Raw genomic sequence first — 17530 nt, forward strand, 5'->3', positions numbered from 1 at the left:
TAGGATGCAATCGACTTTTTTATGGTTGATTATCGTATAAATTGAGATTATTTGCTGTTAAATGGATATTTAAGAATAAAAAATATTACCGTAAATATTGTTGCCAAAAGAATAGAGGCTACTAAATTAAGTACACTTAAATCATTTAAATCCTTAATTAACTTAATGAAAAAAACGATAAAGAATAAGCCAGATGCCATTACTATGCTATCCTTTTTTGAACAGTTTTTAATTGATAACACCTCCAGATTAATTGAAAAATAGATTTCAATGACTTTTTACTTCATGATAAAATCGCAGCATTCAGCTAGCAAATAGTGGCGTATGGATATAGAAAGAAAGCTAGTGCACCTATACTTGTGTGCAGCTAGCTTTTTGCTTTATGTTGAAGTAATAGCCCGCGAATAATGCCGGCGATAAAGATAACGAATAACAAAGCAAGAAATGCATATGCATGCCATTGTTGTAAAATACGATGATGTCCCATTGCCACTGTTAAATCATTAAAAAGTGAATATGTAAAATATAGCAAAATACTGTTTTTAATAAGACAAAAAGTAATCATACCATTTTGTCGCTCCAGATGAGAAAGGAATGGCTTGTGTTTTCGTACTACTGGATAAGCAGCCTTTATTTCTAAGTAGTGTAAAAGTAAAAAAAGCATTAACGCTACAAAGGGTAAATAGAAAATGGCGATTTTAGGACCAAACTGTGCATGGTCAGTCGTAAAGCTTTGTAAAACAGGAATGGATGAGGGGAGCTTACGATATTGAATTAACGTTGCAGTAATGCTAGCAGTAAAAATGGTTGCTACAACAATCGTTAGTTGTTTACAAAGCCGCGGCATGGGTGTTTTTTGTTGTGCATGCATGAAGATCACCTCAATATGTTCATCTTTCAAAATAGGATTCTGTTATACTGTAACATAAGATTAACATCATTTGGATGTAGAAAGAAGGATTAGATGGAATACGTTTTATTTTTAGTGATCGGTATTGCAGGAAATCTAATTGGTACATTAGTCGGCGGTGGGGGTTTAATCACATTGCCAACGATGATGCTGATGGGCGTGCCGGTTCACTCAGCGATTGGGGCAAATAAAGTTTCCAATATGGTCAGTGCTTTTTCTAGCTTTTATACGATTTATAGAAGAAAGGAATTGTCATGGGCGGAAATGCGTTCCGTTTTGCTTGTATCTTTAATTGGGGGAACATTAGGTGGGCTTTTTGCTTCCTTTCTGAATGGTCAGACGTTAACACTAATTGCTATTATTTTATTAGGCTTTGCACTAATCATGTCCTTTATCGGTGGGGCTGATTTTGGTGAAGTGGACAGTTTTAAAATGAATCGAAAAACAGGTCCCATTTTGCTTGGGGTAGGATTTTATGATGGGTTATTTGGTCCGGGTAGTAGTACGTTAGCGTTATATACTTATGCCCATGAAAAACTTTCCTATATAAAAGCAGTAGGTTTGTCTCGTGTAGGCGTTTTTGCCATGTGTGCTGGGGCAGCTATTACGTATATTGCAACGGGAAAAATTGAATGACCGCTAACAATTGTCTTAATGATAGGTTCCATTATTGGTGCACAAATAGGCATTATCCTAGCTACTAAGGTAAAAGCGAATCAAGTAAAAATTCTGTTACGCGTTGTCACAATTGTGTTGATTTTGCAACTTTGTTATGATTTCTTCCACCAGTTATAAGGAGGGTTTCCATGTTTGACATATCACCATTTCCAGCTTTTTCTTGGTCACTTTCACGCCATAAAACGTTAACGAGCTGCGCCAGAAAATATGGATATGAATATTATTTTGCTCATAATGGCTGGTTGAGCTATCAAGTTGAGCCCTTTCATCAGCATGTGTATCGCTTAAAAAAGTTGCAAGCGATGCCTATTTTATTTGGACAAATTGTTCACCGGCTCATCGAACAAACCATTATTGATTATTTGCAAACGGGGGCAGTGCCGTCAGTTGCGGAGCTTGTTAATCGTGCTCGTGGTCAACTAAATGCCGCCTTTATTGATTCAACCCGTCATGGAGACTTGTGGCGACATCAGCCTAATAAGTATTACATGATGCAGGAAATTTACTATGATGGTCAACTAAATGCTGAATTGATAACAGACTATAAAAGTAGGTTGGAAGCAGTATTTACAAACTTTCTACTAAGTGAGACGTTTATGCAAATAACTGCGCAAACAGGTTCATTACGGATTGGTGAACCCGAACAGTTTCGCTCAATGAAAATTGAGGATACACAGGTTTTTGTGGTGATGGACTTTCATTATTACGATGGATATGGCCGATAAATGGATTATTATCGATTGGAAGACCGGAGGAAAATCCGATGATGATCGTCAGCAGTTAGCGCTCTATGCCTATTACGTCCAACAAAAATACGGGGTAACGTTAGAGAAAATTGAGGTATACAATGAATATTTACTAACGGGGCAGCGAAAACAATATACATTTACATCATTTGATATGGACACTATTTTACATACATTTCGACGTAGTGTACTGGAAATGAAAAAGTTTCAAGCAGATATTCTGACAAACGAGCCAGTGGATATTGAAGACTTTCAGCAAACGACGGATGAATGGCGCTGTAAGGGCTGTAATTTTAAAGAATTATGTTATACCAAATGAGTGGAATATGGAGCGAGTGACCGCAAGAGACCAATTAATTTAAATAGTCGCACGCATCATTTTTATATATGAGTGAGCTAGTTGCTCCTGGATAATCTTAAAGTTTATATTTCGGCTGCCATGGTATAGTAACTGTAGATTGTTGTGTTTTATCTAGTATAACCAAATGTTAATAAGGGTAAAGGGGAATTATTTATGGCTTTATTAAAAGATTATGGTGGTCAACCTAGCTGTGAAGTTGAAATAAATTTAAAATTAGTTAATGATGAGAGTGTAAAATTCTACATTCATTTCCGCTCCGGACCTGCTTTTCCAGAGGTACATACAGAAATCGCTTGCTTAAAAAGAGATTTCTTAAGGTTATTAGATGATTTAAAACAAATTGATATTATGCACCTAAGTATGCTAGAGCCTCACGATCCAGGTTTGTGTATTTATCACATTCCTCTATTTGGTAATTATTATTATCCTGGACATGGTTTTCTTCAAGTACCCGAACATGAAAGGGATGAGTGGGAGCCTTATTATAGATTAATTTTTGTATTAGATGCAGGGGAGAAGAATAGTCATAGAGCATCAGAAAGTGGTCCTTCACTATGTCTAAAAGTAAAAATGGAACAAATTAACGAATTTGTAGACAGTTTAATAGCTGAGGTAAATAGTTTTTGAGTTTATAAAGAAATCACTGGTGCAGTATAAATTAGTGCAACACAGAACGTTAATCAAGCCCTTAAAACACAAGTTGAGTACTTATTATTAAGTCATCAAAATAAATAACTAGAGGCTGGGACAAAAGAGAAAAAGTGTTAGATTGATGGCAGTCAATCTAACACTTTTTTGCTGCGTCGTTGTTGTCTGCTTCGGTGGTGCTTTCTGCTCCATATAGCAAAAATTTATGAACACTTTTCCTCTGTTCCTTAAATTTTTTTAGTTATGTCTCAGCCTCAATCTTTTTTTCAAATATAATGAGTTGATTTTTTCTGATTATTTAAATAACGTTCTCTAGTGTATTGTGTGTAGTCTCTAGTAAGTTTTGAAAGTGATGTAGGGTCAACATTAGATTGCATAACCTCAAATAATTGCGGGTCGTATGAAATGATTTTATCTTTATATGAAGCTATTTTTATAATTTTCAGCAATCCTATATCACCCAAACGATTATAATGTTCACTTGTAATAAGGATTTCTTGCTCACGGTGCAAGTTTACCCATCTTCTTATGCGGAATTTATTCATATGGATATTATTGTTTAATTTCATGAGTTTGTTTATCCTCCTTCTCTGTTCCTATTGTAGGAAATAAAGAGTGGAAAGTATATAAAAAACAGACAACTAATTAGTTAGCGGTTCCATGCTGCATAATAGTTTGTTCAATTATTTCCTCAAGCGTATAACCAACTTTCAGTAATTCTTGGGTTGTTTGTTCTAGTTTGTTCATTTTGAAACCTCATTTTAATTTTTCTTAATTCCGATATTAATATATTTAAATTTGTTAGAAATATCAAAAACACTGAATTTATAGGGGCGTGAGTAACGCTAATAGAACAGAACACTCCGAGAGAATGAATGGTCTTTCGTTATAAAATAAGTGACTAAAAAGCGACCAAAAACGATTTACAGTAACAGTTAGCGATTAATAATGATAATGCTATAATTGAAAACCGTTGTTACATAAAGGTTTTGATTTACTCAGAACCTGTATGAGAGCTTAAATTAAGTTTCAAGCAGATATTCTGACAAACGAGCCAGTGGATATTGAAGACTTTCAGCAAACGACGGATGAATGGCGCTGTAAGGGCTGTAATTTTAAAGAATTATGTTATACCAAATGAGTGGAATTACGCAGTGAATGACGGCAAAAGTGGCTAATTAATAATCATGGCTAGCTTTAGTATGCCTTGTGAAGTTTTGGTTATGAATTGACATTTACGACATATAAATAGGATTGCTACGTCTTGCAAAAGTTAACGTAACAATCCTAGTATCAATATTTCCATGGGGGGATGTTTAGTAATTGGCGTTCAAGAAAAGTTGTTTAACAATCGTGTTCCTAACATCTTGTAGTTATCATTAGATACAGTCTAAATTATTTAAAATATCAGTCACTTTTGACTGCATGGTCTCATTCTCTATGACAGCGTGAATTAATGGTCGTTTTCCAATAAGTTCTATAATCATTTGATGCTTATTTTGTTGAGCGAAATGGACGATGTCACCAAATGGAGATTGATTATAATAAATATCCACATCATAGTATTTTCTTAATTCCCGAGCAATCACAAATAGTTTTGGATGGAATTCTACGTTGGTATTAGCTAACAATATTTTGGAAGGTAGCTCGATATTTTTATCAATATAATCTAAGCTTTTCAAAACGGATAACAGTCTTTCTAAACCAAAGGCTAAGCCAACGCCTGCTTCATTTGCATTGCCAACAGCTGAAACTAACTGATTGTATCGCCCACCGCCTAAAATTGCTCCGATTTCAGTATCGATTGCAACGCCCTCTAATATATAACCTGTATAATAATCTGCTCCTCTTGCTAATGTTAAATCTATTTTTATATTGGATTGAACATTTTTTGGCAAATAAGACATGATAAATTTCAAATCGGCTGCCGCCTTTGCTGCGGAAGGGCAGTTATCAAAGAACTTTTCAATTTGATTGATTTGATTTTGTAAATCATCAAATTGCGTTAAAAGGTTAGCAAAACTCTCAATTTCCATTAGGGTTTGATTTGCGATATTTAAAGGAATATTATTTTCTAATAGTTTGTTTTTAACACCTTGTAATCCATCTTTAGACACTTTATCAGCATAGTCTAAAGCTCTTTGTAATCCGAGGTGCTCTTCTTTGCTCTGCAAACCGACTTTCAGTGCTAAAGCTTGTATAAGTAGTCGGTGGTTTATTTTTAAAACAAAGTTTTTTATGCCTAATATAGTTAGTAATTCATGTGCCATTACTGTAATGTCGATTTCAGCTAATAAACTGTCTGCGCCAATTATATCAGCATCGCATTGGGTAAATTCTCTAAAATGACTTTTTCCAGGCTCGTCATCTCTAAAAGAGGGACCAATTTGATACCTTTTATAAGGTCTTGGTAAATCTGGATACATACTTGCTACTCTAGCCAGTGGAACGGTTAAATCATAGCGAGCAATTAAATCCTTGTCGTTTTTATCTTTTATATGAAAAAATAACTTTTCTCCTTCTCCGTGGTGTCCGTTAAATGTCTCTAAGTATTCTAAAATAGGTGTTTTATGTGGATTAAAACCATAGTTTTCATATACTTCTTTAATAATATTGATGATGTGTTCTCGATATCTCATATCAAGCCCTAAAACATCTTCGGTTCCTTCAGGAATGGATAGTTTCTGTTCACTTAGATTTAAAACCATGTTAGAATCTTCCTTTCGATGAGTAATTGAATTGAACTAAATTTTGTTTTGAAAATATATTAAAAAAGTTAATCCGATTAAGATAAATAAGCCTCCTAATAATTGAAGCGGTTGCATAACTTCCTGCAAAAATAGTAAGCCAAAAATAGAAGTAAATATCGGTTCGACCATACTTATCATAGAAACATTTGTTGAATTAAGAATCTGTAGAGATTTAAATAACGTTATTTCGCCAATAATAGTTGAAATAACAACAATGCAGAATACGTAAATCCATGCATTTGAAGTAAAATTCCAATGTAGTTCATTTCTAATTAGGCCAATTAAAATTACACCTAGTGCAGCAAATAAGGTAACATACGTACTTGTTACGACTGGGGAGTTATTATCAGTGACTTTTTTTCCAAGGATCATATAAAGTGCGTAGACAATAGCTGCTAGTAACGCTAAAGCTACACCTTTCATATTTATACCTTGAAAAGAAACCCCTAATAAAAAAATCATGCTAATAAAGGTGAATAATAAAGCGATGATTGATTGTATCTTTAACTTTTCTTTGTAGATAAAAAAAGAAAAAATTGATACAAATATAGGAAATGAAAATAATAATAAGACGGCCATCGATGATGTTAGATATTTTAATGATTCAAAATGCAAGACTGAAAGCAGTGTAAATAACACACCACCTAATAGAAAAAGTAACTTGAAATCCTTTTTGCCTATTTTAAACGTTGTTTTTTTCCATATTAGAAATATAAAAAATAATAAAGAGCTTATTGAAAATCTTAAAACGAGTAATGTATAAACGGACATACCAAAGCTATATGCTTTTATTGCGAAAATAGGCATTATGCCAAAGCATAAAGCTGAAATAATTGCATAAATAGTGCCCTTTTTTAAATCTCTCACACGAACCTTCCTTCACGAATTTATGGAAAGATGAAAAATAATAGCAATGTAAATTTTTGTTAATCGCTAGAATCTGTATATTTCATAAGTTTGCTGCAACAGCAATAGATATACCCTCGAGTTAATTTAATCCTATCATTACAAATTCCGACATTACAATGGTGGGATTCCGAAATTTTTGCTTTCGGAGACCGTCAAAATTTGTGCGGACACCGTAAACATTTATGAAAAAGTGATGGAGGGACGATAAAATTTAACGATTAGAAACGCTGGTATAGAGGCGCTTTTGATATACATTGGAGAAATTGTTAAGCTTCTTGCTAACTGTTTTACAAACATTTAATAGACAGGGTGAAATTGATAGAATATGGCAAATTAATGGCGCTGATGAGGATTCATTTGGAACGGTTGGAGTAGGTGAGTATATGATGTTTGTAGACAAAGAACGGAAAGGATTAACCTTCTTCTGAAAAAGGTCATGAGATTTTAGCGGAGAGTAGGGAAAATACACACAGCGTTAGCCGCAACCAAACCGCTTACAAGCAGAGGGTTGCGGCTAACGCTATGATGAATGAGAAGCGTCCGCACGTAGCGGAAATCAACTGCAGTAGTTAAATTCTACGAGTGGGTGTACGCGCTAAAATAGCTATTACCGTCAAGTTATTTGTGTAAAACAAAAAAACCAATAATCGCAATAAAATTGAACAATACATTTACAAGCATATAGACAGGTCGTTGTTCTTTATATGTAACAACCATCGAAATGATAGCTGATACAACCGCTAAAGGAATAGTGACAAAAAAGATACCCCACAAGTAATAGCCATCTATGTATACCATAGCAGTCAGAACAGCAGTAATAATGGTCCATATCATGGTGTTTTTTGACATAATCTCTCCTCCGTATGCTTAAAAATACAAAAAAATCATAGCATAACAAGGCGATTATCGTAAACTAAGAAGCTAAGGTGATAGTGGCTACTAATGGAAAATCGGTGGGTTGAAGGATCCCACCGATAAAGTTTCCAGCTATTTAGTTTAATGCCATGAATTCGTTTAATTCTTCAACTGTTAATGGTTCTGTTTGACCAATCTCCGTATGCACATCAAAGACAGCCGAGTTTCGAATTGTTCCAGTTATTTCACCGGAAGTATTTTTTAGGACACTGGCTGCATTGAGGAACCAAAAGTAATGATCTTGTACTTTCTTTGGGAAATTTGCGCCAAACATGCCGTTGACAAAAATAGGTGCACGGAAATGCATCGTCTCTTTTTTCAATGTACCAACAATTACAATTTTTTTCTTACTTCTTGGGGGTACTGTCACCTCAATTTTTGCTGTGGCTGTTTTAGATTCTGTTTCACTCTTTGATTCTCCTGTAGTCGTACTAAAAGAGAACTCCATGCCTGATTCAAAAATTCCTTCAATCGTAAATTTGGAGGAAAAATTTAACCCAGTTGTACTTTCAGAAGACCATGTTTGTTGACTTTGCCAGCTACCTTGAACTTCTAAAGTCATCGTAGCTGCTTCATCTCCATGATTTACTGCAATATTGCTCCCAACAATGATTGACTTAGGTGGTGCCCCATCTCCTTTTGTATAAGAAAAATCACCAAGTGTTTTGAAACATGGGTGACCATATTGTTCAGTGATTGCAGGCTTAACCCCCTTAAAATACGTTTCACTATTGACGGCGATTCCATCAGGGTTGACTTTGAATTTTTCCTTGAATGCTTCTCTCACTTTGTCATAACTTGAATTCACTGCTGGTAAATCTGCAAACGAAAATTTTTCTCGAATTAGTTGAGTTGTCATTTATCTTCCTCCTAGTATATACGTACTTTGTGCGAGTTACCTCGATGATAAATTGAGTGCTTCCGACCAAGAAACCTCCTTTACTACTTTATTTATTGATACTTAGTATTTAATAAGTACCTCTTTATCACTGTAAAACAATAAATGGAAATGCAATACTGATAAATGTTAATATTTAGGTTATTAACATTTAGATTAAATTTTTTCATGTCTCTACAGAAGCGGGATAGTTAGACAACAGTAAAAAGGCTTTTTGAATTTTTAGGATATTTAATATAATAGATAACAAACATACTAGGAGGAGAAATTATTGAATATTGCACAAATTAAACATGCACTATTTAAAAAGGCTACTATCTTTCAAACAGGAGGATACCGACCAACAGAGGAATTAGGTGAAAGTTGGATTGGCAAAGTTGTATGGGAAAAAGAAGGAGAAACTATTCCATCTAATTTCGACCCTATTTGTACAATGTTTTTATATAATTTACCTTATGTACCAAAGGAATTAACAAGTTATCAATTATTAACCCTATATATGGACTTCGATGTATTCAATAATCTAGATAGAGATGATTTAGTTTCATTTTTTAAGATCAATTGTTATACGGAACTGGATGAATTACAAAAGGTAAATAAGCAATCTAAGAAAATAAAGCCTTTTCCTTTAACCCCTGTATTCATTAATAATGATGCACCTGCTTGGGAAGATTCGGATAGTATTGCCCCAGCAATTGAAAATGAAATTTTACGGCTTGAATTTGAGGAGGACATTGAATATTACGATGACATTGTTGAAAAAATATATGCCACGCATAAAATTGGCGGGTATCCTTCTTTTACTCAAAGTGGCGTTTCTTTCGGGGAAGAATACCCATTTATATTTCAAATAAGTTCTGATGAAAAGGCTCGCTTCAATATTATAGATAGTGGTAGTTTTTATTTTTTCTACAATCCAGAAAAAGGGGATTGGATTGTGTACTGTGATTTTTATTAATGTTCGAGTGTGGTGTGTCAAGAGTCCCTAAGATTGAAAAGATGAGGGACATCCTTCGATATTAGAATTTTGCTAAATAAGCCAGTTGACCATTTAACAGGAGGTTGTGAGTTATAATCCGCAATGGAGAATTCAACTACCTGGGAGCTTACAGTGGTGAATGGATGAGGACGAAGACTATAACTATGCTTTTATAGTAAAACAAAGTGTAACTATAGAAAAAGAGAACAACTTGTCCTTTGTTAAAAAATGAGCTAGGACAATCATTTCCAAGCTCATTTTTCCTGTGCTGTTTAAAGTCATTGTAAGTTGAAGATTTAATCAATATTTGAAATAAAGGATAGGCCTTATAACTATATCAGCATAGCCATTATCTTCCGGTGTACTCTGTGTATCATAAATACCTCGTTGTTTGTATCCTCAAATTAATAATTAGCAATTTCGATTAAATTGTTGTCAGGATCACGAATATAGACTGAAGTAATGTACTAAGAGCTCCTGTTCTATTAATTGGTCCTTCTTCTATTCGAATAGCAAATTGATGTAAATGTTTTATGACAGCGGGTAAAGGTACTTCCGTAATGAAACATAAATCAGCACTGCCTGATGTAGGTCTAATGGCTTTAGGTTCGAATTCTTTACCTACTTCATGTAAGTTTATTTTTTGTTGGCCAAAGCGAAGTGCCTTTCTTCCTTCTCCGAATGACACGATTTCCATTCCTAATATTTGTTGATAAAAAGTACATGTTTCTTCAATATTTTTTACAGTTAAAACTAAATGATCTAGCTGTGTAATTTTCATTTGCAAGCTCCTTTTTTGTCTATTTCGCTTATATTGTAAATGAATAGAAGGGAGACTAAAACTAGTCTTTTTAAAACAACGGGGGCTATTAGCTGAACATATGCCCAATGAATAATGTAAAAGAGATGATTCCTGCAAAAATCAGGGTTAATGTGATTAGTATAAAGCTTAAAAGTAATGACTGTATATTTTTGACATCTTCCAAACCAATCAGCGCTAGAAAAAAACAAGTGATTGTCATAAGCAATACAGCGCTTAAAGGGTGAAAATGAAAGTAAGTTATAAAAAAATTTAAATATGTGGCAGATGAACTGATGATAAAAAATAAAAGGAGCGTGCAAATGAATAGTACCATGGATGCTAGATTTGAATTTACTTGCATAAATTACCTCCTATCTATAGAATGCAAACGATGGTGGTGACAACATGGGGATCGCAGAAGTGTTAACGGTTATTTTTATTGTGCTCAAGCTAACAGAGGTTATAACATGGTCGTGGTGGTTGGTGCTGTTGCCAGCGATGATTTCTTTTAGTATCTACGTGCTTATTTTAATAGTAAAATTGGGCGTCATTATGGTCACGGTCGTGGCAATGAAGAAACGTAAAGAATGATAGGTGTTACCGCAATTGCCACTATTTTTTAAGTTGGGGTGTAAAAGATGAATGACAATGTAGAAGTTTTATTAGAAAATCATGAAGCATTTGTTACATTTCTAAATACTAAGTTAAGAGAGTTTAATGATGAACATTCATCTTATCATAAAGAAATACGAAAGAAGGGTGCAGTGCAGCCTTTAAATATTATTGTTTCCAACGAAAGGTTTATTGGGGTTGGTTAGAAATCAATAAGTTTTGGTTTAGCAAGGAGTATCGAAAACAGGGCTTGGGTGGAAAATTGCTTTTACAAGCAGAAGCCACTGCAATCAAAATGGGCGCTAAAAAGGCATTGTTAACTACCTATGATTTTCAAGCGCGAACATTTGATGAAGCAAGAGGTTATCTAGTTGTTGGGGAAATAAAAGATTATCCGCCTGGAAGTAGCTATTTCACGATGGTTAAACAGTTAGTTTAATCACGTCAATAAGGAAATATTAAGGTACAGTGTAAGACGCAATATTTTGGATGGCGCAGTTTGCGTCTTACTACATATGCTGTTCCTGTTACTAGGTCTTCTTGCTAATTTTTATGTCATATTAAAATAATTTTTCAATATACGTCGTGTCCAATTTATCTAATAGCTTATAGTCTTTCATATAATTTTCTTCATATAAATATACAAATAGGTGGGTTGAATCATCAATCCGTATGCCGATTTCACGATTATCATTAATCTTGAATGTTAACCAGTATGCCTCTTTTACGTCAGACTTGGCAAAAAGCACTTTGCGAATCGCTTTATCTTCGAACAAATGCATCATTTCATCGATTTTCGCTGTATCTGTTATTGTAATTGTTTTCTCATCAGATGCTCGGATAATTTCAATTTCCTTAATCTGTTCAATATCGAGTTGTTCGATTACTTCCTTATTAAAAGTAGAATCTCGAGTAAGTAAAGTTGTCGCCACATAAAGGATGATAAGGGGTAATAGAATCGTGAAAAGTATTTTATATCTTTTTTTCATATTGTTCTCCTTAAATTCTAAAAATTCGCACATAGGTATTCTGTTCCACGCTATAATTGAGCATATACTGAAATGATAAAGGATGGCAATAAAATGAACGATAATCATCAAGAAAAAGAGCTTTTTTACCCAGATGGGACATTAATGTACCGTGGTGGCGTTAAGAAAAATGATTTTGGTCATGATATATACGATGGCAAGGGGACGATTTTTGATCAAGAAGGTGAACGATTATTTGAAGGTGAATTTGTTAACCATATGAAGCAAGGTAACGGCATCATGTATTTAAAGGGACAAATGATTTATCAAGGCGAATTTATTCAAAATAAAAAACAAGGCAATGGTATTTTATATAAAGATGGAAAGATTTATTACGAGGGCCATTTTCGCAATGATTTAATGGATGGCTATGGTATTTTGTATTTTGAAGAGACTGTCATTGCACCTTTTAAAAAAATACGGGCGCAATATCCGCATTTAAATCGACCACATTATGAAGGTGAATTTGTACATGGCATGAAAAAAGGGAAAGGTACACAATATTACCCAAGTGGTTTTTTACAATATGAAGGCGATTTTATGTGGAACCATATGCAAGGGGCAGGGAAGCTGTACTATGCCCCCGAAACACCAAGCACAGTGGAAATTGAATCTGCTTTAACACCCCTTTACTATGAAGGGTATTTTTTTGAAGATATGAAGCATGGTAAAGGAAAAGTGTATTCAAGACAGGGTGTGCTAGAAGCGGAAGGTCAATTTAAAGAGGATGCGATGACAGGGAAAGGCACTCTTTATTATGCCAATGGACAGGCATCTTATATTGGCGACCTTGTAAATGGGGAAAAGCATGGTCGCGGGGATTATTATAATGAGGCTGGTAAAATTATCTATAGCGGGGAGTTTATCCACGGAGAACGTTTACGTATTACGCCTGAAGTAGAGAGAGAGATTAACAAGCTACAGGCGCAATTAGATGGCCTTGTCGGGCTGCCGAATGCCAAGAAGGAATTACATAATTTAATCAACTTCATTAAAATTCAAAGTTTACGTGTCGATCATGGCTTAACGAGTTTTCCAATTACGTATCATCTAGTCTTCTCCGGTAACCCTGGAACAGGCAAAACGACTGTTGCGCGCATTATTGGGCAAATATACAAACATCTTGGTGTATTGTCTAGTGGGCATTTTGTTGAAACCGATCGAGCGGGATTAGTAGCAGGTTATGTTGGTCAAACGGCCTTAAAGGTACAGGAAGTTGTGAAAAAAGCGACCGGTGGTGTGTTATTTATCGACGAGGCTTATTCATTAATTCATGATAAACAAGATGCATTTGGTAAAGAGGCCATTGATAGCTTATTAAAGGCGATGGAGGATTTACGGGATGATTTAGTCATTATTGTAGCTGGTTATACCGAGCTGATGGAGGCATTTTTACAAGCCAATCCAGGTTTTAAATCGCGTTTTAATCATTTTGTGCAGTTTGATAATTTTACTACGGATGAGCTGTATGAAATTTTTGCGATGCTCTGTAAAAATAACGATTATCGTTATGGTGATACTTTTACCCACTATATGAAAGCACAATTAACTCAAATTCCTGTTGAATCCATCCCGAACTTTTCAAATGGACGTTATATCCGAAATGTCTTTGAAAAGCTGGTAACAATCCAGTCGAATCGTTTAATCCAACAGCCTACTATTACAAGAAATGAACTGATGGAATTTACGGCTTCAGATATTGAACAAGCGATTGCGGAAAATCTTTTTGATAGTACGTTTTAATAGCTAGGAAGTTGACGACCTATAAGCATTCATCATATTCACTATGAACGATTCATATAGTGAATAGATGATTTTTATATAGTAGGGAGAGTTTGATGAAAAAAATAGTGCCGTTACTATTGTTACTTGGGTGTGTTTTACCAACATTTTTACACATTACAATCACCTTTAATAACAACATCAATGTCAACAAGGGTAGTAAGAAAGAAGATTAGCTATTTATATGAATGCGATGAGGCTGGGACAAAAGAGAAAAAGTGTTAGATTGATGGCAGTCAATCTAACACTTTTTGCTGCGCCGTTGTTGTCCGCTTCGGCGTTGCTTTCCGCTCAGCACAGTAAGCCGCAACCCTCGCTAACGCGCGGAATACCCGCGTCTTACATTGTATGCGTTCTGAGTAGGAGTCACCGCCTTCGCTACCAACAACTAGTGAACACTTCTATTTTTTTAAATAGTCAAGTTCCTATAATAGGGGAAATTTACGAACACTTTTCCTCTGTTCCTTAAATTTTTTAGTTATGTCCCATCCTCATTTAAATTCTGTATCAATGTTGTTTGACAAAATTTACAATATGTTATATTCTGTTGAAAACATACGATAGCGTATGTTGGAGGGTGAAATGATGCAATTAACAAGAGAAGACTGGATAAAGGCTGGTTTACATCAATTAGCGGACGCAGGCATACATAAAGTTCGTATTGAAACGCTCGCACGTATACTGAACATAAGTAAAGGTAGTTTTTATCACCATTTTCGTGACCATCAAGAACTGTTAGATGCTATGTTCAATTATTGGGAAATGGTTGCTACAAAGCGCATTATTCATAGTATGGAGCAGGAAGATTCGTCATTAGAAGAGCTTTTTACAATCAGTTTTAGTAGTGATAAAAAAATTGAAATAGGCATTTATACTTGGGCTAAATATAACCAAGTTGTTGCAAAGCGGTTAGTCGACATTGAGGAACAGCGAATTCGTTGTATTGCTCATTTATATCAAAAAAAAGGAAGTGATGAATTAGAAGCGGTCGAACGAGCAAGACTTGCTTATTTAACGTATATAGGATGGATGACAAGGTTTACAGAAAATCCTAATTTTACGATAGGAAAAATGCTTGAACTATTACTAAAGATATAACAAGAAAAGAAACATGTCCCTTGCAGTTGAGTAACTTAAGGGACAAATAAATGACCAAAACATACGTTATCGTATGTTTTGGTATGTAGTATACAAAGTGGGAGGGGAATAGGTAATGATCAGTTTACTACTCGTTGTATGTGTTCTGTTTTTGATAAGCATAATACACGTCTATTGGGCATTTGGTGGTCGTTGGGGTGCGATGGTAGTACTCCCTATAAAGAAAGGCGGCCAAGAACCGGCTTTCGTTCCTCGTAAAATAGGAACGTTATTAGTAGCATTCCTTCTTGTGGTAGCAGCTTTCCTACTCTTAATAAAAGGGATTTACTTACGGAATGTGCAAGAATTTAACTTTTTTACACTTGGTTGTACGGTTTGTGCAGTTATATTCTTGATACGAGCAATAGGCGACTTTAAATATGTAGGATTTTTTAAAAAAATAAAACATTCACAGTTTGCAAGAAATGATACATGGTTGTATAGCCCACTCTGTCTCTTCATTTCTTTAGTGTATTTATTTGTACTTTTTTAACTTTGCTTGTACAATCTGACTAGCAATTGGCAATAGAGAGATAGAGGAGGAACGGGATTGAGGCAAATTATTTATTTACTTCGTCATGGAGAAACGGTTTTTAATACGCAAGGACGATACCAAGGCGAGTTGGATTCACCCTTAACCGATGTTGGCATCGAACAAGTTCAACAAAACGCAGTTATGTTAAAAAGCTTACTAGGCAATCCTCAAGATTGGAAAATTATTTCAAGTTCTTTAGGAAGAGCATTGCAGAGCGCAGAAATTATTTGCGAAACGATAGGCTATGATTTTAATGATGTAGTAAAGGATCATCGACTAGCCGAAGTGGCTGTTGGAGATTGGGCTGGGCTTACAATAAAAGAAATTGAAAAGTCTTGGCCAAGTCTTTTAGAAAACACAGACCATTATAATTGGTATTTCAATGCACCGAATGGAGAAAGTTACGACTCGGTTGTTGCTAGATTGACTGATTGGCTCGATAGTGTAAAAGATGAACAAAACGTGATTGTCATATCCCATGGTCTAACTGGGCGGATTTTACGGGGCATTTATGCTGGATTAGCCAAGGATCATGCACTAAAGTTAGATGTATCACAGGATGTATTTTTTAAATTATCCGATAAGAAAATCCAAAACATTTCTCTAGCGTTCGATGATTTTTATTGATATATAGTAGCTTTTATTACGTAACGCGAAATATTCCGCAATCCTTAAGAATTTCTTCATAAATATCCTACAGGAATATTCATAATTGCCTCCTATTATAATGTGTGGGAGGCGTTTTTTTATGAAAAAGTTTGTATTAATTTGTTGTATTGGTGTCATCGCATTTTTTTTCTATACGAATAAGTCCAAAGAACAAGTAGTGGATATTGAGCTACCTTCGTTACATAGTAAAAATGCTTTATTGGTAAACGATAGCGGAGAGGTGTTATATGAAAAAAATGCGGATGCTATTATCTATCCAGCATCATTAACCAAAATTATGACAGCCATTGTAGCGATTGAGGCGAGTAAAGATCTTCAAATGCAAACGATGGTTACACCACAAACAATTGCAACATATACTGCGCAAAATGCTTCGATGGCAGGCTTTCAGGCAGGTGATTTTGTAACGATCGAGGATTTACTATACGGTACTTTACTTGCATCAGGTGCAGATGCAACAGCCACGCTAGCAACGGCCATTGCAGGGAGTGAGAAAGCGTTTGTGGAACTGATGAACGATAAAGCACTTGAACTAGGGTTAAATGATACTCATTACGAAAATGTTAGTGGGCTTCATGATCCAGCACATATATCGAGTGTTCGTGATATTAGCAAGCTTTTTCAATATGCGATTGAAAATCCTACTTTTTATAAGATTATGACGACAAAAAGCTACACAACACAAGTGCCAAATGAGTTAACGATTGCTAGCACTTTATTTTCAAAAATGGATGGGGTCGAAGGTGCCATTCTTGGTGGCAAAACTGGCTATACACCTGAAGCAGGGCTTTGCTTAGCTTCTTTAATTGAAAAAAATGGCGAAGTGTATATTTTTGTTACGACAAATGCGGAAGGGCATGTTTGGACGCCACCTTTACATGTTGAAGATGCAATGGCTGCATATCAAGCACTATAGGAAGATATGGCATAGCAAGCTGAACGGCTTATGCACCAAAAGTAGAGTAAACCACTTGGAAGCTGTTGATTGGCACATATGTTGGGGATGCTGTGAAGGTTAGCAAACTAGCGATTAACGTATGCATGGAAATACAGTGAAATAATAAAGTTTTTGCAAAAGTATAAGAAGGAATTTAACAGTATGCCGCCGATGTGGATTATCAAAAATCATTCTTACAGAACTTTTCAATTAGCAAATCTAGTTGATTCTTAC

Annotated in this window: 20 protein-coding genes and 2 pseudogenes; 14 read left to right on the top strand and 8 right to left on the bottom strand. The window is 35.1% G+C overall.

Features of this window, described 5'->3' with window-relative positions:
• Positions 1–367: 367 nt before the first annotated feature.
• A complete protein-coding gene (locus LO754_RS09705) occupies positions 368–871 on the bottom strand; it encodes a hypothetical protein (RefSeq protein ID WP_025219372.1) in 504 nt (167 codons plus the stop codon).
• Between the two features lie 93 nt (positions 872–964).
• Between LO754_RS09705 and LO754_RS09710 the strand changes: the two are divergent.
• The 4 genes and pseudogenes from LO754_RS09710 to LO754_RS09725 all read left to right on the top strand — a co-directional run bounded on the left by LO754_RS09710 (position 965) and on the right by LO754_RS09725 (position 3322).
• Positions 965–1705: pseudogene (locus tag LO754_RS09710) on the top strand (sulfite exporter TauE/SafE family protein).
• 11 nt (positions 1706–1716) lie between these two features.
• Positions 1717–2313, top strand: a complete 597-nt coding sequence (locus LO754_RS09715; protein WP_231786135.1) for a PD-(D/E)XK nuclease family protein — start codon at positions 1717–1719, stop codon at positions 2311–2313.
• Positions 2297–2653, top strand: a complete 357-nt coding sequence (locus LO754_RS09720) for a PD-(D/E)XK nuclease family protein (RefSeq protein WP_231786136.1) — start codon at positions 2297–2299, stop codon at positions 2651–2653. The genes LO754_RS09715 and LO754_RS09720 overlap by 17 nt, the downstream gene beginning before the upstream one ends.
• A gap of 195 nt (positions 2654–2848) precedes the next feature.
• Positions 2849–3322: a hypothetical protein gene (locus LO754_RS09725; RefSeq protein WP_108030915.1), complete on the top strand. Its 474-nt coding sequence runs from the start codon at positions 2849–2851 to the stop codon at positions 3320–3322.
• A gap of 287 nt (positions 3323–3609) precedes the next feature.
• Here the strand turns inward: LO754_RS09725 and LO754_RS09730 are convergent, their stop codons facing one another.
• From LO754_RS09730 to LO754_RS09740, 3 genes are all read right to left on the bottom strand, one after another.
• Complete coding sequence (locus tag LO754_RS09730; protein WP_024361909.1) at positions 3610–3912, bottom strand: hypothetical protein; 303 nt, start codon at positions 3910–3912, stop codon at positions 3610–3612.
• Between the two features lie 810 nt (positions 3913–4722).
• The gene (locus tag LO754_RS09735) at positions 4723–6051 is read right to left on the bottom strand and encodes a histidine--tRNA ligase (protein WP_108030914.1); all 1329 of its coding nucleotides are present in this window, start codon (positions 6049–6051) and stop codon (positions 4723–4725) included.
• Positions 6052–6087: 36 nt separating this feature from the next.
• On the bottom strand, positions 6088–6960 hold the full coding sequence (locus LO754_RS09740; protein ID WP_024361907.1) for a DMT family transporter: 873 nt from the start codon (positions 6958–6960) through the stop codon (positions 6088–6090).
• 296 nt (positions 6961–7256) lie between these two features.
• Here LO754_RS09740 and LO754_RS09745 point away from each other — a divergent pair, with 296 nt between their 5' ends.
• A complete protein-coding gene (locus tag LO754_RS09745) occupies positions 7257–7430 on the top strand; it encodes a hypothetical protein (RefSeq protein ID WP_158694861.1) in 174 nt (57 codons plus the stop codon).
• Between the two features lie 190 nt (positions 7431–7620).
• Here the strand turns inward: LO754_RS09745 and LO754_RS09750 are convergent, their stop codons facing one another.
• Positions 7621–7851 (bottom strand): hypothetical protein, encoded by a 231-nt coding sequence (locus LO754_RS09750; protein WP_025219376.1) that lies wholly within the window; start codon positions 7849–7851, stop codon positions 7621–7623.
• Between the two features lie 142 nt (positions 7852–7993).
• Positions 7994–8776 (bottom strand): hypothetical protein, encoded by a 783-nt coding sequence (locus LO754_RS09755; protein WP_024361905.1) that lies wholly within the window; start codon positions 8774–8776, stop codon positions 7994–7996.
• A 310-nt stretch (positions 8777–9086) separates the two neighbouring features.
• On the opposite strand from LO754_RS09755, the gene LO754_RS09760 reads away from it, so the two are divergent.
• Positions 9087–9773: a DUF1963 domain-containing protein gene (locus LO754_RS09760; RefSeq protein WP_024361904.1), complete on the top strand. Its 687-nt coding sequence runs from the start codon at positions 9087–9089 to the stop codon at positions 9771–9773.
• 425 nt (positions 9774–10198) lie between these two features.
• On the opposite strand, the pseudogene LO754_RS09765 reads toward LO754_RS09760, so the two are convergent.
• Positions 10199–10575, bottom strand: a pseudogene (locus LO754_RS09765) (VOC family protein).
• A gap of 426 nt (positions 10576–11001) precedes the next feature.
• Between LO754_RS09765 and LO754_RS09770 the strand changes: the two are divergent.
• From LO754_RS09770 to LO754_RS09780, 3 genes are read left to right on the top strand one after another with little or no spacing between them, the layout of a single operon-like run.
• On the top strand, positions 11002–11187 hold the full coding sequence (locus tag LO754_RS09770; RefSeq protein WP_024361901.1) for a hypothetical protein: 186 nt from the start codon (positions 11002–11004) through the stop codon (positions 11185–11187).
• Between the two features lie 47 nt (positions 11188–11234).
• Positions 11235–11414, top strand: coding sequence for a hypothetical protein (locus LO754_RS09775; protein WP_231786137.1), 180 nt, complete (start codon positions 11235–11237; stop codon positions 11412–11414).
• A gap of 44 nt (positions 11415–11458) precedes the next feature.
• Positions 11459–11647, top strand: a complete 189-nt coding sequence (locus tag LO754_RS09780) for an N-acetyltransferase (protein ID WP_227665437.1) — start codon at positions 11459–11461, stop codon at positions 11645–11647.
• Between the two features lie 121 nt (positions 11648–11768).
• Here LO754_RS09780 and LO754_RS09785 read toward each other — a convergent pair whose 3' ends face one another.
• Positions 11769–12197: a hypothetical protein gene (locus LO754_RS09785; RefSeq protein WP_108030911.1), complete on the bottom strand. Its 429-nt coding sequence runs from the start codon at positions 12195–12197 to the stop codon at positions 11769–11771.
• A gap of 93 nt (positions 12198–12290) precedes the next feature.
• On the opposite strand from LO754_RS09785, the gene LO754_RS09790 reads away from it, so the two are divergent.
• The 5 genes from LO754_RS09790 to LO754_RS09810 all read left to right on the top strand — a co-directional run bounded on the left by LO754_RS09790 (position 12291) and on the right by LO754_RS09810 (position 17275).
• A complete protein-coding gene (locus LO754_RS09790) occupies positions 12291–13979 on the top strand; it encodes an AAA family ATPase (protein WP_231786138.1) in 1689 nt (562 codons plus the stop codon).
• Positions 13980–14603: 624 nt separating this feature from the next.
• A complete protein-coding gene (locus LO754_RS09795; protein WP_024361898.1) occupies positions 14604–15116 on the top strand; it encodes a TetR/AcrR family transcriptional regulator in 513 nt (170 codons plus the stop codon).
• 115 nt (positions 15117–15231) lie between these two features.
• On the top strand, positions 15232–15648 hold the full coding sequence (locus LO754_RS09800; RefSeq protein WP_108030908.1) for a DUF3995 domain-containing protein: 417 nt from the start codon (positions 15232–15234) through the stop codon (positions 15646–15648).
• 57 nt (positions 15649–15705) lie between these two features.
• Entirely contained in the window at positions 15706–16317 is a 612-nt protein-coding gene (locus LO754_RS09805) for a histidine phosphatase family protein (RefSeq protein WP_024361896.1), read from the top strand.
• A 121-nt stretch (positions 16318–16438) separates the two neighbouring features.
• Complete coding sequence (locus LO754_RS09810) at positions 16439–17275, top strand: D-alanyl-D-alanine carboxypeptidase family protein (protein ID WP_024361895.1); 837 nt, start codon at positions 16439–16441, stop codon at positions 17273–17275.
• Positions 17276–17530: the final 255 nt, after the last annotated feature.

Origin of the sequence: Lysinibacillus sp. GJ-1, assembly GCF_021166035.1 — a bacterium.
In the GTDB taxonomy this organism is placed as follows: Bacteria; Bacillota; Bacilli; order Bacillales_A; family Planococcaceae; genus Lysinibacillus; species Lysinibacillus sphaericus.